The following is a 24,292-nucleotide window of genomic DNA, read 5'->3' on the forward strand; positions in this document are numbered from 1 at the left end:
GAATGATCTATCACTACAGCATGGTGATTCAATGGTCACAAGAGGATCAACTTTTCTTGGTTCACTTGCCTGAGTTTCCCTGGCAACAATTTCATACTCATGGTAGGACTTACGAGGAAGCTGCCAAAAATGGTCAGGAAGTAATTGAAGCTTTTGTAGAAATGCTGATGGAAGATAATATCCCACTGCCAGAACCCCGAATGCTGCCTACAAAACCGTTGCAAGTAGCTTAATTAAGCGATCGCTCGTGTGTGACTTTATTAGCTAAAATAGGCGCACTACTGCTTCTTCATATAATTTCAGCCAAAATGCTATTTTTAAGCTAGTTACAGTTGAGTTGAGGTCTTTTGTCTATGACCATTTCTAGTAACCAACTCAAAACCGAAATATTCTATCCCGATTCCGACGGCAAACCAATGGCGGAAAGCGACCCAGCACGCGATTATTTAATTTATGCAGTAGAAGCGTTAGATATTTATTTCCAAGCACGTAGTGATATTTATGTGTCAGGAAATCTGTATATATACTATAAGCAAGGTATTCCGAGTGCTGTAATTGCGCCCGATGTGTTTGTTGTCTTTGGGGTGGAAAAGAAAAAACGCTCTAGTTACAAAGTCTGGCAAGAAGGTGGTAAAGCGCCTAACTTTGTTTTAGAAATTACCTCTGCAAGTACCCAAGAAAATGATGAGGAAGATAAACCCCAAAAATATGCTTTCTTAGGTGTACAGGAGTACTTTCAGTATGATCCCACCGGTGATTATCTCAAGCCACAACTGAAGGGTTCTCGGTTGGTACAAGGCAAATATCAATCTCTGACACCTAACTTTTTACCAGACGGCGTGCTGTCAATTCACAGTGAAGTTTTGGGTTTAGACTTGAGACTAATTAATGGTGAATTACGCTTTTTTGATCCCCAAACAGGGCAGAAACTTTTGAGTCATAAAGAAACAGAACAAGCGCGTCAACAAGCTGAACAAGCACGGTATGACGCAATACCAAAATTATTAGATTTGGGGTTAAATGTAGAACAGATAGCCAGTGCGTTGAATTTACCGATAGATGAAGTGACTCGTTTGATGTCATAAGGGAGATAAGGGAGAGAGGGATCGGTAAATTATTTAGGATTGCTCTATTTTGTGAACACATCTTCAAAGAGTAGGCGATCGCACTATTGTTAAGTAATCCAAATTATTTGTAGAAGTGTTAATTTCATCTGCACAACGGGATTAATAAGTCAAGGGAATTTACATTCTCTTCACTTACTCACCGATTGGTATGGTGTGAGATGAAACACAAAAAAAATCGTTCTTTTGCTCATTTGAGCCAAGTTATCGTTGCTGCTACTTCAGTGGCAATGTTTTCGCCCATCTTTTCAGCTTCTGCAACTCCTCGGTTCTCTACCACCATCGCGCAAACACCTGTTAACTCTACAACGCAACAACTGTTAGCAGATGAGTTAGGTAGTAAAGAGTCAGATTTACCAGAATCCGTCAAAGATGCTGTTTTAGAAGATATTTCCAGTCGCACAGGTTCACAAGCTTCAACTTTACGTGTAATTAAAGCCCAACAGCAAACTTGGTCTAATGGCTGTTTGGGTTTAAAAGCCGAAGATAACTGTTCTCAAGCAGTAGTCCCTGGTTGGCATGTAGTAGTTGCCAACGCCAAGCAAGTTTGGGTATATCGTACTGATGAGTCGGGAAGTGTTGCCAAACTTGATGAAGAGTCTACCCAGAGTTTGACAACTTTAATTGAGCGTCGAGAAACTAGCACTCGTCAAATTAGTCGTACTAGGATTCAACGAAATGTCATAGCTCAACGCAATACCCAAGTGAGTGCGGCGAGTACAGCAGTTAAAGCCAAAAAGACGGGTTTTAATTTGGCTATTTTGCAACCATCTGGGGAATTTTCGGAAATCATTGCCCGTGTTTCCTTGAAATCTAAACGCCACAACAATTTCTTAAAAGAAAGATTTCTCGGTGACTACAAATATAAACTCAAGCACAGAGCAAAATTTGTTAAAGGTATTAAAGCAGGCGATCGCATAGTTGTTCGATTATACGATACTCAAAACCGCTTTATTGGCTACAGCGAATTTGAATGTTTATCAGCATTCAGCACTGTGAACTTAATTTTGGCGGCTAATCCCAGCGAATATCAAGTTGTTCGCACTGTCTACGGAGTTGATGCCGATGAAGACGGCACAATTGATTCTGATAGCACCACTTACGACTACTTTACCCAAGTTAGCGACCAACGTGTAACTTTTCTCAGCAGTTCCCAAACTGTGAAAGTCAACCAGTTTGAAGCAGAAAATGTCTCCTCAGTTGCAGCAAATAGCATTTATCCGACATCCTTGAGTAGTGGTAAATTTGCCTTAATACGCCAAACAATCAGCACTTTCAGTTACAGCTTGGCAGAAGCTTTAAAAGCTGAACCCGGCCGTTTAGTAGAACTTAACGAAGTTAGTGATGATGATAGTTCTACTTATGACATCGGTCAAATGATGATGAGTTACCGGGAAATTGGTGTAGCTCAAGGTATCCAGTTTAAGTTTAGCGATGTTTCGAGTAACTATTGGGCTAGTGATTTTATTGCCGAGTTAGCAGCTTTGCAAGTTATTCAAGGTTTTCCTGATGGAACTTTCCGCCCCGATGAACAGGTAACTCGCGCCCAATTTGCCGCGATGATTAGCCAAGCCTTTCAAAAAGCTAACATTCGTGAGACTGTGAGCATTAGAGATGTATCGGCCAATTATTGGGCTTACACTGCTATCCGTAAGGCTTATTCTACAGGCTTTCTCGAAATTTCGGGGAATAAATTTAACCCTACACAAGCCTTATCTCGTTTGGAAGTACTGCTATCGTTAGCTAGAGGCTTAAACTACACCTTTAGTGGTTCCACAGAATCAATTTTGGCGGCTTACTCCGACGCTGCAACTATTCGCAGTGATGTGCGAAATGCGATCGCTGCTCTCACAGAACGCGGTATTGTTATTAATTATCCCAATGTTCAAACTTTGAATGCTGACAAGGTAGCCACAAGAGCCGAAGTTGCAGCCTTGATATATAAAGCGTTAGTCAGCACTGGTGAAGCTGTCGAGATTAACTCTCAGTACGCTGTAGAACAAACACAGCAGCAAGCCGAACTGGAAGAAAGTAATACAACCGCAACCAGAAAACGCCGCCGTCATTGTAACCAAGGAATTGGTAACGGTTCTGAAGGCTGCGATCCTGGTAACTCTCATCCCCACGGTGGTAGCAACGACGAAGGTGGGAGAACTCCTGGTAGAAGATAATATTCAAGTTTTGTAGAAACGCTATTCATCGTTTCTACCAATGCACAGTAGGATACAACTCAAAGGTAAAAGATGAAAATCATTTTTGATTGTCTATCTTTTACCTTCTTTTTTATCTCTATGACTCAATACGGTTCAGTTAAGAGAATAGTAGGTTGGGTGTAGCGATCGCGTAGCCCAACAAAGTCTGCGGTTTTTATGATAAGTCTTTTATCGGACATGATATTACATATACTCTAGTACAGGTCGGCGGAAATAAACAGACCACACTTCGGCTACGCTCAGTGACCATAAGGAATTGCTAAAAGGCTTGTGTTATCGTTATTATTTCTTTTTCCTTTTGCCTTGTTGTACTAGCCCCTAGATTCAATTATTATTCTGAACATAAATCTCTCTAATGGGAAATGGAATTGAAATCCCTAATTCTTGATAACGTTTGTGTAATTTCTTGACAAACAAATGTTTACCCATGCGCTGATCAAAGTATTCACTGACTCGCATATACAAAGTAAAATCGATACTAAAATCGTTGAATGTATGAAATCTAATATAAGGTTCATTGGCAATTAATTCTGGGGCAATTTCTCGCATGACATCTTTAGCGACTTCGACAGTCACTTGTTCCACTTGTTCTAAATCGCTGTCATAACTAACTCCCACATTCATTGTTAAAGTAATTTCCTTGGCGGGAAGATGGTAATTGGTGAAAATTGCTGAGGCTAATTTTGAGTTAGGGACAATCACCACATTATTGGAAAGCTCTCTAATTGTAGTATTGCGCCAAGTAATATCTGTAACGTAACCTTCATGTCCAGCATCAAGTTTGACATAATCACCAGTTCTTACCTGTTTAGAAATAATTAAGTAAAAACCAGAAAATAAATTTGCTAAAGTATCTTGCAGTGCCAAACCAACTGCTATACCACCAATTCCTAAAGTCGTGACTAGCGGTGTAACTGCTACTCCCAATGTTTGTAAGATAATTAATATCCCTAAGATAAAAACTGCCGTTTTCGCCAAATTAGAAATTAGTGAGGCTGAAACTCCTTCTGCTTTCCGTGTCCAGGAATTGACAAAACCAGCAGTCAGCCTTGCTAAAACTAAAGTAAGGGAACAAAGAAAAATAATTGTGATGATTTTTTGGCAGACAATTTTTAATTCTGGGCTGAGGTTGGGAGAAGCAGCGACTAAGGCTGATGAAAAACCAGCTAATAGAAACCAAATAAAAGTGACCCGATGTAAAGCATGAAAAATTATCCGACTGCCAGGAATATGTTTTTGGATAATGATTTTTTTGAACTTATGAAATAAGAATTTCTCGCAAACTATACCAATTAACAAGCTAAATAAAATTAGGGCGGCCGGTAAAATCCACTGGGTCATAATTAATGTGATTTCTCAAATTTAACGACAAAAATTAAAGCAATATTATAAAACAATTATTGCTAAAACTCATCTTGCAAAGACAGAATTATTTTAATCTTCAGGTATATTTAGTATCAGAATATGGTAAAAAATACATAATATGGACTTGCCAATAATTTATCATTCAGACTATGTTGCACCTTTACCAGAAGGACATCGTTTCCCGATGGCTAAGTTTAGGAAATTGTATGAATTACTACTAAATGATGGTGTGGCGCAAATAGAACAGTTTCACACTCCGCAGCGTCCATCGCCAGCGTTGATTGAGTTGGTGCATACACCAAGTTATGTGCAAGCATATTGTGATGGAACCCTAGATTATAAAGCCCAACGCCGCATCGGGTTGCCTTGGAGTCCAGCTTTAGTCAATCGTACCTGTGTGGCGGTTGGTGGTACGATACTCACGGCTCAGATGGCGTTAAGTCAGGGTTTAGCTTGCAATACGGCTGGGGGAACTCATCACGCCTTCCCCAATTATGGATCTGGTTTTTGTATTTTCAACGATTTAGCGATCGCATCTCGCGTTTTACAAAAACTCGGACTGGTGCAGAAAATTCTGATAGTCGATTTGGATGTACATCAAGGCGACGGTACGGCTTTTATATTTGAGGATGATGCCAGTGTATTTACTTTTTCAATGCACTGTGAAATTAATTTTCCCGGTACAAAACAAAAAAGTGATTTAGATGTGCCTCTTCCTATAGGACTGGAAGATGACGCTTATTTGCAAACCTTGGCTGAATATTTGCCAGATTTGTTATCAGAGATTCGTCCTGATTTAGTATTTTACGATGCGGGGGTGGATACTCATATAGGCGATCGCTTGGGCAAATTAGCTTTAACTGACACAGGACTATTTCGCCGAGAAATGCAAGTTTTACATACCTGTGTCAGCGCAGGTTATCCCGTCGCCTGTGTAATTGGGGGTGGATACGCCGATGATATGCAATCTCTAGTGTGGCGACATTCTCTCATCCATCGCGCGGCGAGTGAGGTTTATCGTCAGTATGGGCTTTAGAGGTGACAGGTTAGAGGTGACAGGTTAGAGGTGACAGGTTAGAGGTGACAGGTTAGAGGTGACAGGTTAGAGGTGACAGGTTAGAGGTGACAGGTGACAGGTTAGAGGGAAGGGGGACAAGGGGGACAAGGGAGACAAGGGAGACAAGGGAGACAAGGGGGACAAGGGGGACAAGGGGGACAAGGGAGCAATCTTTCTACCTTATCTACCCTCTCTACCTTGTCTACCCCACTCCCAACTCCCAACTCCCCACTCCCCACTCCCCACTCCCCACTCCCCACTCCCAACTCCCAACTCCCCACTCCCAACTCCCAACTCCCCACTCCCAACTCCGCACAGTGGAATCCGATATAATCACCTCAATAACTGTGATACATCGAATATTGTGATTGCTATCTATCCCGGCAGTTTTGATCCCATTACTTTAGGACACCTTGATATTATTCAACGTGGTAGTCGGCTGTTTGACAAGGTAATTGTCGCTGTATTGCGGAATCCTCATAAAGTACCGTTGTTTACTGTGCAGCAACGATTAGAACAAATTCGGATAGCTACACAACACTTACCAAATGTTGAAGCAGATAGTTTTGATGGGTTGACTGTAAATTATGCCCAACAGCGCCAAGCACAAGTGTTGTTACGCGGTTTACGAGCAATTTCTGACTTTGAAGTAGAATTACAGATGGCGCACACGAATAAAACTCTCTCTACTCAAATTGAAACAGTTTTTCTCGCAACATCAAATGAGTATAGTTTTTTAAGTAGTAGTGTGATAAAAGAGATCGCAAGATTTGGTGGTTCTGTCGATCATCTTGTTCCCCCGCACATTGCTTTAGATATACACAAATGTTACAACCACAACTATCCAATAGCGAACCCAACCACAACGGCAGTTATCCCGCCCCTCCAGAGTATCCCAATGGAGTCGGCAACGGGGACAACTCCCGAACAGGAGTAGATATTCAGCAAGAACTCAACCGTTTAGAAGATTTGATTTTGTCGAGTTGGCGAGTTCCCCTAACGGGGCGCACATTAATAGACGAAGACAAACTTTTTGAACAGCTTGATTTTATTCGCGTTTCTTTACCTTCGGTGTTCCAAGAAGCAACGGAAATTTTGCAACACAAGCAAGATGTCATGTTAGAAGCCGAAGAATATGGACAGCAAATTGTCGAAGCTGCCCAAGCCAAAAGAGCGCAAATTTTGGCAGAAAGTGATATTCTCAGGCAGGCGGAACACGAAGCAGAACAGCTACGGCGCAAAACCCAGCAAGAATGCGAGGCGATGATGCAAGAAACCCTTGCGGAAATTGAACGCAGGCGGCAAGTTTGTATGGAAGAATTAGAACAAATGCGTCAAACTGCGATCGCACAAGCCCAAGAAATTGAAGATGGTGCTGATCAATATGCCGATACTGTCCTCGAAAATATCGAGCAAGACCTCAAAGATATGTTAAGAATTATCACCAATGGCAGACAACAATTACGCCAAGAAAATCAATCTCAGAATTATTCTTCAAAAAAGAAATGAGGTTAGAGGTTAGAGGTTAGAGGTTAGAGGTTAGAGGTTAGAGACTAGAGGTTAGTATATTTTCTTGACTCAGCACTCAGCACTCAGCACTCAGCACTTAATATTGTAAGATTTTCCTAAACCTATCTTGCTTATAGGTCGAAAATCGCAGGTTATTTCCAGTGCATTGCCATGCCTTACTATCAGGATCAGTTAAGCATTTCCACAGTTGATGAGGCTTTACAACAATTATCTGTTGATCAACTAAAAAAGCTGGCAGCGTTACTAAATACTAATAGCAAACCCACACGCAAAGCGGAAATCATTACAGTGATTCACCGTTATCTTGTGGGGGAAAATCTGCAACAATTGTGGCGAGAACTAGATCATCTGCAACAAAAGGCAGTAGCGGAAACAATTTACAACACAGATGGTTTGTTTAACGCTACAAGTTTCTATGCTAAATATCTGGAAGAACCCAATTGGGGAACTTCTGACGCATTCGGTTACAAGCGTCAACCATCGTTGTTGTGTTTATTTATCTACGGACAGATTATTCCTCAAGATTTACAAACACGCTTGAAAGCATTTGTTTTGCCACCAGCAGAATTTTCGATTACTAGTTTAGATAAATGTCCAGAGGTTTTTCGTTTGCAGTGGCGAGAATGGAACTGGAAAACCCGCGAACGAGAAACCCATGAAAAAGAAATTGTCGTCAAGCAGTGTGAAATGGAAACTGCTGCACAACAAGATTTACTCGCGGTACTGCGATTAATTAATGCCGGAAAACTCAGTGTTAGCGATAAAACCGGATATCCAAATAATAGTGGTATGAGTGCGATCGCCTCTGTACTAACTGGTGGCGATTATTACAACGACGACCCATCTACACCATCATACGAAAAAATCGGTTTTATTAAGCCCTTCGCCTGGGCAATGTTAGTCCAAGCCGCAGGTTTAGCCGAACTTTCTAGCAAACGTCTAGTCTTAACCAAAACTGGACAAAAAGCCCTGACAAACCCACCCGCAACCACCATCCGCAATATCTGGAAAAAATGGCTAAAAAATAAAGTATTAGACGAATTACGCCGCATAGATGCTATTAAAGGGCAAACAGGCAAAGGTAAGCAAGGTTTAACAGCCACAGACAAACGCCGCGAAGCCATTACCAAAGCCTTAGCCGAGTGTCCTGTGGGGCGTTGGATGGGCGTTAATGAACTGTTTCGCTGCATTCTCGCCAAAGGCTACCATTTTGAAGTTACGCGCAATCCTGGGAATTTGTATATTAGTGACTCCCATTACGGTAGCTTAGGTAATGGTGGCGATGATTGGGAGATTTTGCAAGGCAGATATGCTTTATGTCTGTTATTTGAATATGTTGCCACTTTGGGAATGATTAATATCGGCTATGTTAACCCCGGCGGCGTTCGTCCTGATTATACCGACTTATGGGGAACCGATGACTTACCATTTCTCAGCCGTTACGATGGTTTGATGTGTATGCAGTTAACACCCTTGGGTGCATACTGCTTGGGTTTGCAAAACGACTATACACCGCCACCGTTAGAAGTACGGGCGGTATTTCGCGTATTACCAAATTTAGAAATAGCCGCGACTGGCGAACCACTCACCCCTGCTGATACTCTGGTACTGGATGTCTACGCCCAAAAAATTTCGGATGCGGTGTGGCGGTTAGAGACAGCTAAGTTATTGGGTGCGATAGAAGAAGGACAAAGCATCACCCAATTACGAGAATTTCTGCAAGCCCGGAGTGGTCATGAAATACCAGAAACCGCCAATCAATTTTTAGCAGATATTGAAGCGCGAGGCAATAGTTTGCGCGATCGCGGTCAAGCTCGGTTGATAGAATGCACTGATGCTGCTTTAGCTGTATTAATCGCCAACGATTCCCGCACGAAAAAGCTGTGTTTCTTAGCTGGAGAAAAGCATTTAGTTGTGCCTAGCGAATCAGAAACTAAATTCCGTAATGCCGTGAAAAAGTTGGGTTATAGTATTGCGTTGAGTGGTTAAAATTCCTCATGAATGACTTAATTTTAATGCAAGTAAATTTTGGTTTCAATGTAGCCAGTTTGATTGGTTTTGTGCAGATTATTTTTGCTGTAGCTTACATACTGGCTATGATAATTCTGCTGATTCAACGCGCTAGAAGATTAGAAACTTTCTCTTTAATTCTTTATGTTTTTCAAACTATAATTATCCCTATTTTTCTGCTAACTTCGGGGATGATTCTGATTTTTCAAGGCTGGCGATTAGACCCAATTTTACAATTTATGCAGTTTTTAGTAACTGTATTGATTATTTATTTATGTATTAAAGATATTGTGATTAATGGTGGTTATAGAAATCGGTAGTTTAATGTGAGCGATCATTGTTAAACATCAGATTTAACTTCAAACTCTACCTTGTTGTATAAATCTTGTAATTTAATTTCCAAGGGAACAGTAACTAAATTAATCAACTCATCTTCGGCATCATATTCTTGTAAAGACCATCGTTTATTAGCAGTTTTATAAAAATGTTCTACAAAAATTCTATCCTGCTCAACTAGTAAATATTCTTCAAAAGATGGTATGGTACGATATGCTTTAAATTTCCCTTCTTTATCATAACTTTCAGTAGATTTTGATAATACCTCAACAATTAATTTTGGATTCGTAATTGTATCTGTCCTATTTTCCAGAAATTCTATTTTACCTACAACAATAGAAATATCGGGATATGTATAAATACGTTGTTTAGCTATCCACAAACGCATATCACTGTTAAATACTTCATAATCTTGTTGCCTAAAAGCAAAATTCAAAATAGCATAAAAATTACCAGAAATTCGATTATGATTTACAGTTCCACCAGCCATTGGAATAATTCTTCCGTCAATATACTCACTTTTAAAATCAGCTTTGTCTTCTAAGTTTAAATATTCTTGGATGGTAAAATATTGTGGTTCTAGTATTTGCACAAGTTTACCTCACTTCTGCTTTTTAAACATATTTTGTATCTTTTAGGTATTGTAGGTTGAGTGCAGCGCCAGCGAAACCCAACAACTATGATGATTTTACCTTTTCATTACTTTAATATTTTAGGCTATCTATACTATTACTCGACAGAATTACTAAATTATATTTCGTAGGATTTAGCTGACAAAATTATGACTTACATCCCAGAAAATGCGCTGATTGTGCAGAGCGATCGCACTATTCTTTTAGAAGTACATTCTCCCACAGCCGCTAAAGCCAGAGAAGAGATCGCTCCTTTCGCTGAACTAATCAAAAGTCCCGAACATATCCACACTTACCAAATTACACCGCTAAGTATTTGGAATGCACGAGCGGCGGGGTTGCAGGTGGAGGCGATGGTAGCAGCGTTACGGGAATATGCCAAATATCCCATCCCGGAAGCAGTCGCCCAAGAAATCAGCACTTTGGGTAGTCGCTATGGCTTAACTGTAATTGAACGGGATGGAGATAATCTACTGCTGCGGATGAGTGACCAGCCTTTAGCAGAGTTGCTGTCACGGGATAAGCAAGTTGCACCATTATTAGGTGCGCGTCTTTCTGAAGTTTGCTTTCAAGTCGCGGCGAGTTTGCGCGGCGTACTCAAACAGGCTTTGTTAGCGGCTGGTTATCCGGCGGAAGATATTGCAGGTTATGTCACAGGCGATGCTTTAGCAATTCAATTGCGCGAAGAAACACGCACAGGCAAAAAATTTCTGCTGCGGGACTACCAAAGTCAAGCAGCAGAAGCATTTTATCAGTCGGGAAGAGTACAAGGTGGCAGTGGCGTAATCGTGTTACCCTGCGGTGCAGGTAAGACAATTGTCGGTATGACTGCGATAGCTGCCGTGCAAGAGAGTACACTTGTACTAACAACTAGTTTAACATCGGTGCGACAGTGGCGGCGGGAATTACTAGATAAAACAGATTTACCAGAAGATGCGATCGCAGAATACAGTGGCGAAGTCAAAAATACAGGGCCGATTACCTTATCAACTTATCAAATTCTGACTTATCGCCATCAGCGCGACGGTGACTTTCCCCACTTTGATTTATTTAGTGCGCGTTCTTGGGGTTTAATCATTTACGACGAAGTTCATCTCCTCCCCGCGCCAGTTTTCCGCATCACCGCAGAACTGCAAGCCCGTCGCCGCTTGGGACTCACCGCCACCTTGATTCGGGAAGATGGTAGAGAAGGTGATGTTTTCGCCCTGATTGGGCCGAAACGGTATGATGTCCCCTGGCGCGAATTAGAAGGTGAAGGTTTTATCGCCACGGCGAGTTGTACAGAAATTCGCGTATCTCAAGATAAAGAACGCCAAATGGAATATGCTTTAGCACCGAGGCGCAATCAGTTTCGTGTCGCCGCCGAAAATCCGCGCAAGCTGCAAGTTATCAAAGACTTGTTAGCAAAAGAATCAGGACACCGCATTTTAATTATTGGCGAATTTCTGTCGCAATTGGAAGCGATCGCCCAAGTTACCCAACTACCTTTAATTACTGGTAAAACCCCCGAAAAAGAGCGAGAAAAACTATATCAAAGTTTTCGAGAAGGGGAATTAGGCGGACTCGTTTTATCCAGAGTTGGTAACTTTGCCATTGATTTACCAGATGCAGATATTCTCATTCAAGTATCTGGTAAATATGGTTCTCGCCAAGAAGAAGCCCAACGCTTGGGTAGAGTTTTACGCCCTAAATCTGATGGTCGTCCCGCGCAATTTTACACTTTAGTTTCGCTACGTACTTGTGAAGAAGATTTTGCCCGTCATCGTCAGTTATTTTTAACTGAGCAAGGTTATAGTTATCAAATTGAAATTATAGATTAAGTGGAAATTGCTATAGGACTCATATTTGATTTGGGAAAAAAATCAGTACACTCAGATCAGGCTTCTTTCCTACTCCCGACTCCCTATTCCCTATTCCCTATTCCCTACCTACACAAATAAATTCAGAAATCAAACCGGATTCCTATATATGATAGTATCAATTAATGAAAAAAATATTATTTATCTGTAGCCAAAATAGATTACGGAGTCCTACGGCTGAGGTAGTATTTGCAGAATATGAAGGACTAGAAACTGACTCAGCAGGATTAGACCATTACGCTGAAGTTCCAGTTTCAACAGAAGCAATTGAATGGGCTGATATTATTTTTGTGATGGAACAGTCCCATAAACGCAAGTTAACAAAAAACTTTCAACCTTTTCTTAAAAATAAGAAAATCATCTGTTTAGATATTCCAGATGATTTTGAATATATGGAACCAACTTTAATTGAGATATTAAAGAAAAAGGTACTTCCCCTTTTAGGAACCTATTAAATCAAGAGGTGTAAAGGTGAATGACCGAACAAAGCAAAAGTTAAAAGTTAAAAAGCAAAAGAAGTTAAGGATAATTTTAGCTTAGGTAAGGCGATAGCTAAACCCAACCTACGCCAAATCCGGTTTTTGACGTTACTTCCCAGAACAGTAGCTATTAATTTCAGTTACTATTGCACTTTCATCACTACCACTCTTTTTTAAGGATGCTAGAGAAGTGTTTGCGGCTTTGAGATTTTTTTTATCAAAAGCAGCAGCAGTATCACGGAAACCTTTGCTGGTATCTTGATATAACTTGATAAATCGTCCTTGAAAGCCTTTTAATTTTTCATCTTTAATTTCTAATGCTTTCATTTCATTCGCCAAATTACCAAGTTTATCTGCAATTTCTGTGAATGTTTTAGAACCTGTATCGCGCTGCGAATTTTTACTAAATTCTTGACTTAAGGTTACTGCTTGATTGGCAACTTTGATAATTTTATTGCATTGAGCTACTTTGCTTTCGCCGCAACCTGTAAATGTAACTGCGATCGCTGCTGTAGTGGAAAGTAAAATAGTTCTTTTCACAATACTTTGCATTTTTTGGGTTCTCCTACACATATCTTAATTTCAGACAAGCCGCAAATAAAGCAAATTAGTCACAGCAAAAATATTTCTGAAAACCATGAGTTTTAAATAATAATTTAACTTTTGTGTCTAACTTACTACTCGCACTGCTACGTTATACTGCATGTTTTTGAAGATGCGTATTAAAAGTTATTAATTTAACAAAACTTAAAATTTATCTCTAGGTTGATGAAAATTCTAGGCGATCGCTTGACTATACAAAGCTTCTAACTAGTCATTTCATCAACACTAATGATTAAATTTTCAGATAGTTTTGGATGTATTTTGACTTAGTTAATCAAAGTTGATGTAAATCTTAATTAATTGAGATGATCTGTTGTCTCAATAAATCTTTGTTATGAGAACACAAACAAGTGTATTAAAGATTATAAATTTTTCGTGTTATTTATATAGATTTTTTGTGAAGACTCAATCTTTTAATCAGGAGAAAAAACACTGAATTTTATAATCCTGGCATTTGCAAACTTCGCATTGCAATTCTTGACTGATATAACTTTTGGTAACTTTTACGCGAGACAACTACCAAAAGATAGATTTATGAACTTGTGATTACAAATTGATATTTCATGAGGAGTAAAGTATATGTTGAAAATCGACAGATTAACAACAAAAATCAAAAATCTAGCGATTGTGAGTGGTAGCGCCGTATTCATGACATTGGGGATTAATACCTCTGCAATGGCAGCAATTTTGTATGATGTGACTGACCTTGATTCAAGATTTTTCGCTATGGATATCAACGATCATGGTCAAGTAGTTGGTAGTTACAATAATCAGGCTGTTGTTTGGAGCCAAAAGGATGGATTGGTTGAGTTAGGTAATTTTACTGGAGGAAATTATAGTAATGCCAGGGCTATTAATAACAATGGTCAAGTAGTAGGCATCTCTTCTACTCCTTATTCTACCAATGTGGCTGTGTTGTGGGATAGTAATGGGAATATCACTGATATTAGTTCTGATGTAAATGCCTATTACGGTGTTGCTGTTGATAGTACTCCCTACGATATCAATGATCATGGTCAGGTGATTGTAGAACACAACATAGGGACTAGTATCTTGTGGAGCCAAGACACTAGTGTAGTAGAAATCGCACCAATACAGCTAGAGCCTTTTGCCTATCGAATAAACAATCATGGTCAGATAGTAGGTTCAGCACAAGGTGGTGCTTTTTTGTGGAGTCAAGAAACAGGATTGACTTTGTTTAACCTCCTTCCAGGTGAAGATAGATATTTACCTACAGGTATCAACCATGTTGGACAAGTCATATTTTTTTGGGAAAAAGATGCAATTACCAGAGGTTTTTTATGGAGTCAAGAAAGCGGTATAGTTGATATCAGCTTTTTAGACGATAGTACCTATATTTACCCCAATGCCATTAATGATTCTGGCCAAGTAGTTGGAGATAGTAGTAATGGTGCTTTTTTCTGGAGCGAAAGTACAGGAATATTTGACTTAGATACTCTCACAGATCCCAGTTTAGGATGGGACTTTTACTCTGCGATCGCCATTAATAATAAAGGACAAATTCTAGCTCAAGGTGATAATGGTAAGAGCTACGGTTATGTCTTGCTAACTCCTAGAAATGCGGAACCTGTACCAGAACCAATCACAATGGGGGGTACATTGTTAGCAGGAATTGGTTTAGCTTATTTGCGTCGTCAACGTCGGTTGCGTTCTTCTCAAGTTACAGAATCATAAAGCTAAGAATAGGTTTGGGGTATGAACGAAACTTTTACTCATACCCGAAAATTTTCTATATCTCCCACGCATATCTTCATTTCAGACAAGCAGTAGATAAAACAAACTAGTACAATAAGGCGTAAATAAACAGTCCATAAGAAATTGCTAAAAGGCTTGTGGTATCATTATTCTTTCTTTTTCCTTTTGCCTTGTTGTACTAGTCACAGCTTGAGTATTTCTTACTGATTTTTTCATCAAAAAAACATTTTAAGCTGAAAAAATCTCAGTTAAACTACTGTTAGTATATGTATCAGTAGTTATTTCAATGAAATTTAACTGGCTAAAAAAATTATTGAGTGTTTCAACTTTAGGTTTCTCAATTTGGGGAATCTTGCTGATATCAGCTTCATCAGTGCAGTCTCAAAACAGCAATGAAGCGGTTTCTTTTAGGTCGTATAATTTCAGCGATCGCTATATTCGCCACAAAAATTTCGTAGGTTATATAGAGCCAATTGGTGATGAACTTGGAAGAAAAGATGCAACCTTTAAAATAGTTCCAGGATTAGCAAATAACAAATGTAGCTCATTTGAATCTGTTAACTTTCCAGGTCACTTCTTAAGACACGAAAATTTCCAGATCAAGTTGTCCAGGAGAATCAATCAGCAGTTATTTAGAGAAGATGCTACCTTTTGCATTAAGAATAGACTATTTGGGGATAATCCTCATAGTAGTTCATTTGAATCTCTAAACTTTCCTGCACACTACATCCGCCACAAAAATTTTGAGTTGTGGTTAGAATCATCAGATGGTAGTGATTTATTCAGACAGGATGCAACTTTTATCATCACCAATCCACTCTATCGGTAAGTTGTTCATAGTATTAAACATCTCCAACAATTAATGCTGATGTTTGACGCATAAAAAAACAAGGATTGGGGAGAAGGTGAAGGGGTGTAGGATTTACCTAAAACCCTTACACCCAGTCTCTACAGCAATGATATAGCGTAAATTATTTAAGCTGTTTTACTTAAGATTATGTCCAATCAATTAGCTGATTACTTAATAAAATTACCCCAAAATATAAAATTGCTTACCAAAAGCATATTCATTAATATTTTTACTGTTGCTGTTAGTTCGATATTATTAACTAACATTTCTATAAATCAAGGACAAGCATCATGTACAGCCCCTTATGGCAATCTAGACTTTGAGCAACAACCACATCCCTCATCTTATTGGGAAACTGAAGGACGTGCAGGTTTTGATGTGAATAAAGGATATAGTTTTAGTGGTAAAAATAATGCCTGGATGCGGAATGTTTCGGATTGGAATGGCATTCGTCAGCAAGTACGCCTCCAGCCCAATTCTAACTATATATTAGAAGCTTATGTGCGGACATCACCCAATGTCACAGATGGATATTTTGGAGTGCGTGATACTGAACAGAAAGTTTGGTCTGAACTCAAGTTTGGCAGTTTACCACAATATACAAAGCTAACGTTACAGTTCCGTACTGGGAATGCTACCACTTATAACATTTTTACTGGTTTCTGGGCTTTAGGACAAGATAGCTGGGTGCAGGTTGATCACTATTCTTTAAAAGGCCCTAGTCCCAACTGTCCTATTGAATAAAAACTTATAGTATCTTGGTGCTTTTCTGTGGGTTTTAATCACTAATTATGTAAAATGCACAAAGTAAAAGATATGGAGAAATAAAAAATGGCATTAACTGGGGTCAGGATTGTGTTGGTAGAACCAGCTGGCCCAATTAATGTGGGTGCGATCGCTCGTGTGATGAAAAATTTTGGTTTGTACAACCTCATATTAGTTAACCCCCAATGTGACCCGCGATCGCCAGAAGCAATGAAAATGGCTGTCCATGCCAAGGATATTTTAGAATCTGCCCTAGAAGTAGCAACTTTACCAGAGGCTTTGCAAGGATGCGTCAGAGCGATCGCCACTACTGCGCGTGTGCGTGATTGGGGAACACCATTAGAAACACCCCGTACCGCCTTACCTTGGTTACTCGCAGAACCAGACAAACCCTCGGCGTTGATTTTTGGCAGAGAAGACCGGGGATTAAGTAATGAAGAATTGAATTATGCCCAGCGATTTATCCGCATTCCCACCAGTGAGGTATATCCCTCATTAAATTTAGCCACGGCTGTCGGAATTTGTTGTTATGAACTGGCGCAACAGGTAGAAATCGCCCAACCGCAGATCAGTCAACCAACAGAATTAGCACCTTTTGAACTGGTAGAAGCCTACTACCAACAATTAGAATCCCTACTGTTAGATATTGGTTATCTCTATCCCCATACAGCCGCGAGTCGGATGGAGAAATTTCGCCAACTATATAATCGCGCCCGACTGACAACTAATGAAGTGGCAATGCTGCGGGGGATTTTTCGGCAAGTAGAGTGGGTGCTAAACAATCGTAATGATGATGAAAACTTATGATGTATCGATTAATATATACGGAATCTCCCTCAAAATAGATAATATGGCTTAAACTAAACACACTACTGAGTAGTCAACGTTGATTTCAGCATCAAGCTGTATGAACAGTCAGTTTTAGGCCGGAAGTCTGCAAGAAAAAATTCGAGTGAGTCACAAGGAGTACCAGTGACAGAATCAAGTGACAAACTAAGAGCTTTCTCGCGGCGACAACCCGTAAATGGCCGCCCGCGATCGCGCAAAGCTCCAAAAGCACAACCAAAAAAAGTGAAAGTTCCTCAGCCACAACAACGACCTGTGGGTAGAGAACAGATGCTGGCATCAGGCGCGATCGCAATGGGCGGAGTTCCCCGGCCAAGACCAGGGCTAGTCATGCCAACGGCTGTCAAACCCATCCCCAGAAAACCCGCTTATGTTCCACCCCCGTACCCCAACACTGTTAAGGTAAAAACAGTGCGGGTACAAAAGCCGCCACAGCCCAAAGGAACTAAAAGAGTGTCAAAAAAGACACGGCTCAAGCCAATGGCGAGAACGATGTTATATATCCTGCGATTGTTAATTGTGGGAGTCGGTATGGGTGCGATCGTTGGTACAGTATTATCAGCTCTCGACCCGGCTACTCGCATCAATTCCAACTCGCCCGTGTCATCAAATACTAATAATTCTAGTCAAGTTCAGTCACAAAGCACCCCTAATCCTGTAGCGCCAACTTCCGGTTTATACCTGTCCCAAGAAATTACTCCACTCAAAAATGCTGTGCAGAATTTGGCAGCTACCACCCCAGACCTCACACCGGGTATTTTCTTAGTTGATTTAGATAATGGTGGCTATGTAGATATTAATGCTGCCGTTGGTTTTCCTGCCGCCAGCACCATTAAAGTCCCGATTTTGGTAGCATTTTTCCAAGATGTTGATGCAGGCAAAATTCGCCTAGATGAAATGCTGACCATGCAGCAAGATATGATAGCTGGTGGTTCGGGGAATTTCCAATTTAAGCCTGTTGGCACACAGTATAGTGCCTTGGAAGTTGCCACCAAAATGATTACCATCAGCGACAACACAGCCACAAATATGCTGATTGCGCGACTGGGAGGCATAGACGCATTAAATCAACGTTTTCGCAGTTGGGGATTAACCACAACAGTAATTAAAAATAAATTGCCAGATTTACAAGGCACAAACATCACCAGTCCCAGAGAATTGGGTAACTTGATGGCAATGCTGAATCAAGGTAACTTTGTGAGTCTGCGATCGCGCGATATCATGTTGGATATTATGCGTCGTACCGAAAGAGATAATCTCCTACCTTCTGGTTTAGGTGCAGGTGCCAGAATCTACCACAAAACAGGTGATATTGGCACAATGTTGGCAGATACGGGTTTAGTGGATATTCCCAATGGTAAGCGTTACATCATTTCCTTGATGGTCAAACGCCCAAATAACGACCCCCGTGCCGAAAAACTCATTAGTTCCATTTCTCGGATTACTTACGAAAACCTCAGTCAAAGTAGCCCAGCAAATACAATCAATAACAATATCCCCACAAATACTTATCCATCCCCGTCCATTAGTTCTCCCGTACCGAATACTACTGGGATGATGCCCATAAGTGGTTATCAATCACCTATAATGAATCCTACTGTCCCTAATAACATCCCAATGACTGGCTATCAATCACCAGCCATTAACCCTCAGTATTATCCCCCAAGATAAATTTGTAACTTGGCATTTTTCATGACATCTACCCCACCCACAATTCAGTTTTTTGCAGGCATTTTTGAAGAACTCAGCAATGTGAGTTTGCGACGTGGCAAAGTTTCGGGAAACCGCATTGTCGCTATGACTTTTAATCAATTACAAGCTTTAGAAGGCTTTAATAGTTTTACAAAACCATCTTTAAATTCCTTACTGTTAACTGATGAAGAAGGTGAAATTAGCGTAACTCCTTCTTCAACTAAGTTTATTTTTGGTGGTGATGAGGGTGATGAATTACAACGGGTAGAATGCCAATTTGAAATTGAACAAGATGATCATTGGGAACGCTTTATGCGTTTTATGCACCGTTACGCTGAGGCTAATGGGATGGAGTATGGCAGTTCTAATTGAGGGAGATAAGGTAGATAGGCGGTAGAGATAGGTTTTTAAATCATTTAGGATTGATAAATAGAACTTACGCAAGAACTATCTCCCGTTCTTGTCGCTTTTTTGTTATGACAGGGAGAGAAAAATACTAACCCACTGATGAATGCTAAACAAATTAATGAATTGAGCGATCGCCAGCCCACTTTATCATTTAAACACCCTTTTTGAGAAGAAACTTAAAACTAGGAGTTTCGGATTATTCTCTGCCGAAGGTAACAAAAGAGGGATAAATACCTGTATTCTGCTGTATTTTGGGATGACTTAAACTATGCAGGATATCTTTTTTAGATATATCTGCTATCCTCTATATACAATTACGTCAACACCTTGTTAAAAGGCTACATTTATCGATAAACTATCAGCTAGATTTGGTAAGTTTACTGCTATACATCTCCTGCTAACTGATGGAAAACTCACACATAAATTTAGAGTTAACTAATTATCATCACAATGCAAATTTCAGTTTTACATTAAATCCCAATTTTACAGAGATAATTAATTTTAATCAACCTTCTAAAACAGTAAATGAACCTTTTTTAAAAGATATCACTGCTGGTAAAAATTCTTATGTTTATGACGCTCATACATATCATACTAAAGTTCCACCACAAGGAATTAAACATTTAATTGAACATTATACAAATCCTGGAGATGTCGTCTTAGATCCTTTTTGTGGTTCAGGTATGACTGGAGTAGCAGCAACAGAACTCGGACGCAAAGCTTTATTGTCTGACTTATCTCCAGCAGCAGCTTTTATTGCTTATAACATTAATACTCCTATTGATTCTGGTCTTTATCTCAATGCAGTTAATACTCTTTTAAATCGTGCAGCACAACTGCAAAAAAAATTATATACCACTCACTGTAGAGAATGTGGTTCAGAAACAAATGTTTTATATACTGTTTGGAGTTACGGATTAATTTGTAATCATTGTCAGCAAGAGTTTATTTTTTGGGATGTTGGACGTGATGAAAAACCTTCTGTTAAAGAAAGTAAAATCAAAAAAGAAGTAAACTGTCCTCACTGTAATTCTTTACTTAAAAAACGTAATCTCAAACGAACTCAACGTTACCCTGTAGCTATCGGGTACAAATGTTGTGGACATCGCCTAAAAGAAAGTTGCGTTCCTTTGGACACTTTTGATCGTCATCTGATCAATTCAATAGAAAGTTCATTAATTCCCGAAAATCTTTGGTTCCCACAAAATAAGATTCCAGTCGGGGTAAATACCCGCCAGCCTATCTCTGCTGGTATCACTACAATCGACCAATGCTATACCCGTAGAGCTTTATATGCAATGGCATTTCTCTGGAAAGAAGCATCTAATTGGCCAGATAAAGAAATTCGAGAAAAGCTTTTGTTTACATTAACATCTTTATACCAACGTGTAACAGTTTTTAGTGAGTTTAGATTTTGGGGTGGTAGTGGAAATACCGCAAATTTCAATGTACCAACTATCATGAATGAGCAGAATGTATTTCAAACTTTTCAAAGAAAAGCTGCAACAATTAGTTGGTATTTTCGTGAATCTGCTCATATTCCCCGTACTGTTCAAGTCAGTACTCAGTCTGCTTGTAGCCTTAGCCAATTACCGAATAAATCCATTGATTATGTGTTCACAGATCCTCCCTTTGGCGCGAACATTAATTATTCGGAAATGAATCTTATTTGGGAAAGTTGGCTGCAACAATGGACAGATAATACAGAAGAGGCGATCGTCAATTCTGTTCAAGGTAAAAGTTATGCAGATTATCAGAATCTTCTCACTAAAGCTTTTATGGAGATTAAACGAGTCTTAAAAGATAAGAGTTGGTTAACTGTTGCATTTCATAACTCATCGGAAAAAGTATGGATGGTAATTCAAAAAGCTTTAGCAGATGCAGGTTTTGAAATTAAAGGAACTCAAATCTTCGATAAAAAGCATGGCACATTTAAGATGTTTGTGTCAGATAATGCTGTGGGCTACGATTTAATATTGCATTGTCAAAAATTAGACAATATTCAATTATATCCACAAAAAAACATACAGATAAAGCAAAATAATGACCAGATAGTACAGCAAAATATCATCAAATTTATCAAAAAATATTTGGCTCAAGAAAAAACTTTTACTAAAAGCTTTCTCCATGTTGCACGTCAACCTGAGTTTGACTATCGACGTTTATATTCTAAGTGGTTAGCTACAGCTATCAAAGACAGTTTAATTTCGATTAGTTTTGAATCTTTTCGAGAACTCGTCGATAAAATTAAGTTAGAGAATACACAGATGCACAGACCTCGAACATTACCAGCCTTTACCCAAAAAGAATATGAAGATGCTCAGACCTATCTTGCTATTAAAGTAGCTTATATGATGGGTCGAAAGTTTGAGGAAGGAGATTGGGCAGATGTTTACTGTCGTGCAAAAGGAATCCCCAAAGCTGGGTGGTCTAATTTAAATATTGATGTGATGTATGATCTTCTAGGCGTAGAGCATAAGATGCTTTGCTATCGATCAAAACCTGATTTAAGAGATGCCTGTGGTACAACTTTAATGCACCCAGCAGCTACCCGCTCAATCCGCATTCCAGTCGATGATCAAGATCCAAATCAAGTTATGCGTAATGTCCTAACACAATATGGTGAACTGATTAATCAAAGGAAAAATAAGGTGAGTCAGCAAGCCCAATCTTCTGGTATTCCTGACATGAGAACTGGATGGTTGCTTTGGCAAGAAAGCTTACGACAATTTTTATATTTTGAAGAAGAAATGCTCATTCCTAATCCAGATGATTACTATGCGGAATGGAGACCTTCAGGTGGTGGTTCCAGGAAACAAAGTCAAAATTTATGGATTTATGAAAGAGAAACTGGCAAGAAAAGATACTCTGTCACAACATCAGCAGGTGCTAAAATTCAACCATACTTTGATATTCCATCTCCAATTGATCCAAATCTTTACATCTTCACTGTAATTGGAGAGGTTTTGAATACAGGCTTAATCAGAGTTTGGCTAACGGAATCAACCAAGAGAGAATTACAGCGACTTGTGGGTTCACTAGATACAACAATTGTTAGCGAAACAATCTTGAGAGTTATAGATCAATTAGGTGAAATCACATCATCGGACACTGATGACTTTGAGATAGGATACCCCATACTTTTGACTCAAGATGCTTATGCTGCATTACAAGACAAGCTACCAGGGGTTAACGATGACCACTGCTTTAGGTTGCTGACTCAATACCTAAGACACAAAAATGACTGAAGCACTGGCGTTAGTGTTTTTTGAAAGATTCTAGTGATTACCTTGTTCTCGTAATTGGACAATTTCACAACCACACTTGTCTATCAAGCCACGGCAAAACCTGTATGTTGCCGAATTTTTGGATGGCAAAAACCAAGTACGATATCTTCTCTAGATATACCTTCTGCCATTAAATCAGTTGCAACACCTTCTTCTGTGTCATCATATTGAATCCAGACTTTATTACCAATCAAACTAATATGAATGGGAGTTGCATGGAGATATTTATCACCATTCCAACCCATGTCTAGAAGTAAATACTGCCCTCTTTCATCATCAAATACAACTTGACAGGTGTAACCATCAGGCAGAGTATCACGATAGTCTGCATGGTTTTGGAGGACATATTTAATAATGCTCTGGTATTTTAAGTAGATATCCATTGCACATCGTAATTGTCTAATATGGAAGTTTATATTTATTTGCTTTGATATTGATCAATTTTCCAAACAAACTTTAGTCGGGTGGCCTGTTTTTCTAACATTGCTTCGAGACTAGGATATGCAGGAGAAGCGATTGTAAAGTCTGGCTCATCATTAAAATAGATTGGTGCAAGCTCCTGCTGTGTTTCTGGCAAAACAGTCCAATAGTAAGTATCTTCAAACGCGAATAACGCCAGCAGATGAGTACCGGGACAATAATCTTGCTTCCACTCTTGTCCTAAGCCAAGACCACTTGCTAGAGAATAAAATTCCTGCTCGTCATAACCTCCCTCTGCTGGCTCTACATATTTTAAAATTGTAGAGTAAATAACTCCAATCACATTTCCTATGAGTATCTTAATCCCTGATGATATTCTCAGAGCCGCAAGAATGACGGAGGATGAGTTAAAGTTAGAAATCGCTATTATGCTTTATAAGCAAGAAAAAATTAGTAGCGGTAAAGCTCGTACTTGGACGGGATTGACAGTAATTGAATTCCAACATGAACTTGCCAAGCGTGGACTTTGTATTAATTATGATGTAAAAGATTTTGAAGCGGATATAAAAACTTTGCAGTCGATGAAGCTATTGTGATTATTGTTAGTGATACATCACCTATTACAAATTTGGCAGCGATCGCGCAGTTAGATTTGCTGCAAAAACTTTACAATCAAATTATTATTCCAGCAGCAGTTTACAACGAAATGGTATTTGTTGATAAACTTGTTCCTGGTGCTATGGAAGTGCAAACCTTTGCCTGGATTCAAACTCAGACAGTTAAAGATTTACAACAAGTAATTATAATTCAGGAAAGTCAAGAAAATATTGACTTGGGTGAAGCTGAAGCGATCGCCTTAGCCTTAGAACTTAAAGCTGATTTACTGTTAATGGATGAACGTCGAGGGCGTATAGTAGCAAAAAGTTATGGTTTGCAAGTGACTGGATTATTGGGAGTGCTTGTACAAGCTAAACGGAATAATTTAATTCCAATTGTTAAACCGCTTATTGACCAATTAATGGAACAAGCGGATTTTCGTGTCAGCGAACAGTTGTATACAACTATTCTGCAAATTGCAGGTGAGTAATTTATGTTATGTC

The 24,292-nt window shown here is 39.4% G+C and carries 24 protein-coding genes; 19 read left to right on the top strand and 5 right to left on the bottom strand.

The features are described 5' to 3' along the window. Nucleotides 1–2 precede the first annotated feature (2 nt). The 3 genes from H6G77_RS05660 to H6G77_RS05670 all read left to right on the top strand — a co-directional run bounded on the left by H6G77_RS05660 (nucleotide 3) and on the right by H6G77_RS05670 (nucleotide 3,295). Nucleotides 3–233 (top strand): type II toxin-antitoxin system HicB family antitoxin, encoded by a 231-nt coding sequence (locus tag H6G77_RS05660; RefSeq protein ID WP_190589937.1) that lies wholly within the window; start codon nucleotides 3–5, stop codon nucleotides 231–233. Nucleotides 234–353: 120 nt separating this feature from the next. After that, nucleotides 354–1,085 carry a Uma2 family endonuclease gene (locus H6G77_RS05665; RefSeq protein ID WP_190871045.1) on the top strand — a complete coding sequence of 244 codons (732 nt, stop codon included), beginning with the start codon at nucleotides 354–356 and terminating at the stop codon, nucleotides 1,083–1,085. Between the two features lie 200 nt (nucleotides 1,086–1,285). Beyond that, nucleotides 1,286–3,295, top strand: a complete 2,010-nt coding sequence (locus H6G77_RS05670) for an S-layer homology domain-containing protein (RefSeq protein ID WP_190871046.1) — start codon at nucleotides 1,286–1,288, stop codon at nucleotides 3,293–3,295. Nucleotides 3,296–3,661: 366 nt separating this feature from the next. Here H6G77_RS05670 and H6G77_RS05675 read toward each other — a convergent pair whose 3' ends face one another. Continuing rightward, complete coding sequence (locus H6G77_RS05675; RefSeq protein ID WP_190871047.1) at nucleotides 3,662–4,678, bottom strand: mechanosensitive ion channel family protein; 1,017 nt, start codon at nucleotides 4,676–4,678, stop codon at nucleotides 3,662–3,664. A gap of 142 nt (nucleotides 4,679–4,820) precedes the next feature. Here H6G77_RS05675 and H6G77_RS05680 point away from each other — a divergent pair, with 142 nt between their 5' ends. The 5 genes from H6G77_RS05680 to H6G77_RS05700 all read left to right on the top strand — a co-directional run bounded on the left by H6G77_RS05680 (nucleotide 4,821) and on the right by H6G77_RS05700 (nucleotide 9,619). Next, complete coding sequence (locus H6G77_RS05680) at nucleotides 4,821–5,738, top strand: histone deacetylase (RefSeq protein WP_190871048.1); 918 nt, start codon at nucleotides 4,821–4,823, stop codon at nucleotides 5,736–5,738. 385 nt (nucleotides 5,739–6,123) lie between these two features. After that, complete coding sequence (gene coaD / locus H6G77_RS05685) at nucleotides 6,124–6,696, top strand: pantetheine-phosphate adenylyltransferase (RefSeq protein ID WP_190589943.1); 573 nt, start codon at nucleotides 6,124–6,126, stop codon at nucleotides 6,694–6,696. Beyond that, nucleotides 6,585–7,268 carry a DivIVA domain-containing protein gene (locus tag H6G77_RS05690; protein ID WP_190589944.1) on the top strand — a complete coding sequence of 228 codons (684 nt, stop codon included), beginning with the start codon at nucleotides 6,585–6,587 and terminating at the stop codon, nucleotides 7,266–7,268. Before coaD ends, H6G77_RS05690 begins: the two co-directional genes overlap by 112 nt. 171 nt (nucleotides 7,269–7,439) lie before the next feature. Beyond that, nucleotides 7,440–9,278 carry a hypothetical protein gene (locus H6G77_RS05695; protein ID WP_190871049.1) on the top strand — a complete coding sequence of 613 codons (1,839 nt, stop codon included), beginning with the start codon at nucleotides 7,440–7,442 and terminating at the stop codon, nucleotides 9,276–9,278. Between the two features lie 8 nt (nucleotides 9,279–9,286). Continuing rightward, the gene (locus tag H6G77_RS05700; RefSeq protein ID WP_190589946.1) at nucleotides 9,287–9,619 is read left to right on the top strand and encodes a Ycf66 family protein; all 333 of its coding nucleotides are present in this window, start codon (nucleotides 9,287–9,289) and stop codon (nucleotides 9,617–9,619) included. Nucleotides 9,620–9,639: 20 nt separating this feature from the next. Here the strand turns inward: H6G77_RS05700 and H6G77_RS05705 are convergent, their stop codons facing one another. Next, the gene (locus H6G77_RS05705) at nucleotides 9,640–10,227 is read right to left on the bottom strand and encodes a Uma2 family endonuclease (protein WP_190871050.1); all 588 of its coding nucleotides are present in this window, start codon (nucleotides 10,225–10,227) and stop codon (nucleotides 9,640–9,642) included. 189 nt (nucleotides 10,228–10,416) lie between these two features. Here H6G77_RS05705 and H6G77_RS05710 point away from each other — a divergent pair, with 189 nt between their 5' ends. After that, complete coding sequence (locus H6G77_RS05710; RefSeq protein ID WP_190871051.1) at nucleotides 10,417–12,087, top strand: DNA repair helicase XPB; 1,671 nt, start codon at nucleotides 10,417–10,419, stop codon at nucleotides 12,085–12,087. Nucleotides 12,088–12,251: 164 nt separating this feature from the next. Further along, nucleotides 12,252–12,581 (top strand): low molecular weight protein tyrosine phosphatase family protein, encoded by a 330-nt coding sequence (locus tag H6G77_RS05715; protein ID WP_190871052.1) that lies wholly within the window; start codon nucleotides 12,252–12,254, stop codon nucleotides 12,579–12,581. A gap of 132 nt (nucleotides 12,582–12,713) precedes the next feature. On the opposite strand, the gene H6G77_RS05720 is transcribed toward H6G77_RS05715, so the two are convergent. Then, nucleotides 12,714–13,157, bottom strand: coding sequence for a hypothetical protein (locus H6G77_RS05720; protein ID WP_190589950.1), 444 nt, complete (start codon nucleotides 13,155–13,157; stop codon nucleotides 12,714–12,716). A gap of 630 nt (nucleotides 13,158–13,787) precedes the next feature. Between H6G77_RS05720 and H6G77_RS05725 the strand changes: the two genes are divergently transcribed. The 7 genes from H6G77_RS05725 to H6G77_RS05755 all read left to right on the top strand — a co-directional run bounded on the left by H6G77_RS05725 (nucleotide 13,788) and on the right by H6G77_RS05755 (nucleotide 22,733). Further along, nucleotides 13,788–14,903: a PEP-CTERM sorting domain-containing protein gene (locus H6G77_RS05725; protein WP_190871201.1), complete on the top strand. Its 1,116-nt coding sequence runs from the start codon at nucleotides 13,788–13,790 to the stop codon at nucleotides 14,901–14,903. Between the two features lie 307 nt (nucleotides 14,904–15,210). Then, nucleotides 15,211–15,753 (top strand): AbfB domain-containing protein, encoded by a 543-nt coding sequence (locus H6G77_RS05730; RefSeq protein WP_190871053.1) that lies wholly within the window; start codon nucleotides 15,211–15,213, stop codon nucleotides 15,751–15,753. A 168-nt stretch (nucleotides 15,754–15,921) separates the two neighbouring features. After that, complete coding sequence (locus tag H6G77_RS05735) at nucleotides 15,922–16,518, top strand: hypothetical protein (RefSeq protein ID WP_190871054.1); 597 nt, start codon at nucleotides 15,922–15,924, stop codon at nucleotides 16,516–16,518. A gap of 87 nt (nucleotides 16,519–16,605) precedes the next feature. Next, nucleotides 16,606–17,346: an RNA methyltransferase gene (locus tag H6G77_RS05740; protein ID WP_190589953.1), complete on the top strand. Its 741-nt coding sequence runs from the start codon at nucleotides 16,606–16,608 to the stop codon at nucleotides 17,344–17,346. A gap of 165 nt (nucleotides 17,347–17,511) precedes the next feature. After that, on the top strand, nucleotides 17,512–19,056 hold the full coding sequence (locus H6G77_RS05745) for a serine hydrolase (protein ID WP_190871055.1): 1,545 nt from the start codon (nucleotides 17,512–17,514) through the stop codon (nucleotides 19,054–19,056). A 21-nt stretch (nucleotides 19,057–19,077) separates the two neighbouring features. Then, nucleotides 19,078–19,449 carry a photosystem II reaction center protein Psb28 gene (psb28, locus tag H6G77_RS05750; RefSeq protein WP_190589955.1) on the top strand — a complete coding sequence of 124 codons (372 nt, stop codon included), beginning with the start codon at nucleotides 19,078–19,080 and terminating at the stop codon, nucleotides 19,447–19,449. A gap of 440 nt (nucleotides 19,450–19,889) precedes the next feature. Continuing rightward, a complete protein-coding gene (locus H6G77_RS05755; RefSeq protein ID WP_190871056.1) occupies nucleotides 19,890–22,733 on the top strand; it encodes a DNA methyltransferase in 2,844 nt (947 codons plus the stop codon). Between the two features lie 83 nt (nucleotides 22,734–22,816). Here H6G77_RS05755 and H6G77_RS05760 read toward each other — a convergent pair whose 3' ends face one another. Then, nucleotides 22,817–23,155, bottom strand: coding sequence for a XisI protein (locus tag H6G77_RS05760; RefSeq protein ID WP_190871057.1), 339 nt, complete (start codon nucleotides 23,153–23,155; stop codon nucleotides 22,817–22,819). A 35-nt stretch (nucleotides 23,156–23,190) separates the two neighbouring features. Then, entirely contained in the window at nucleotides 23,191–23,535 is a 345-nt protein-coding gene (locus tag H6G77_RS05765; RefSeq protein WP_190871058.1) for a hypothetical protein, read from the bottom strand. A gap of 7 nt (nucleotides 23,536–23,542) precedes the next feature. Between H6G77_RS05765 and H6G77_RS05770 the strand changes: the two genes are divergently transcribed. Together H6G77_RS05770 and H6G77_RS05775 are read left to right on the top strand one after the other, a co-directional pair. Continuing rightward, nucleotides 23,543–23,788, top strand: coding sequence for a UPF0175 family protein (locus H6G77_RS05770; protein WP_190670285.1), 246 nt, complete (start codon nucleotides 23,543–23,545; stop codon nucleotides 23,786–23,788). Further along, nucleotides 23,785–24,279 carry a DUF3368 domain-containing protein gene (locus H6G77_RS05775; protein WP_190589961.1) on the top strand — a complete coding sequence of 165 codons (495 nt, stop codon included), beginning with the start codon at nucleotides 23,785–23,787 and terminating at the stop codon, nucleotides 24,277–24,279. Before H6G77_RS05770 ends, H6G77_RS05775 begins: the two co-directional genes overlap by 4 nt. Nucleotides 24,280–24,292: the final 13 nt, after the last annotated feature.

Origin of the sequence: Aulosira sp. FACHB-615 (assembly GCF_014698045.1) — a bacterium.
GTDB lineage: Bacteria > Cyanobacteriota > Cyanobacteriia > Cyanobacteriales > Nostocaceae > Nostoc_B.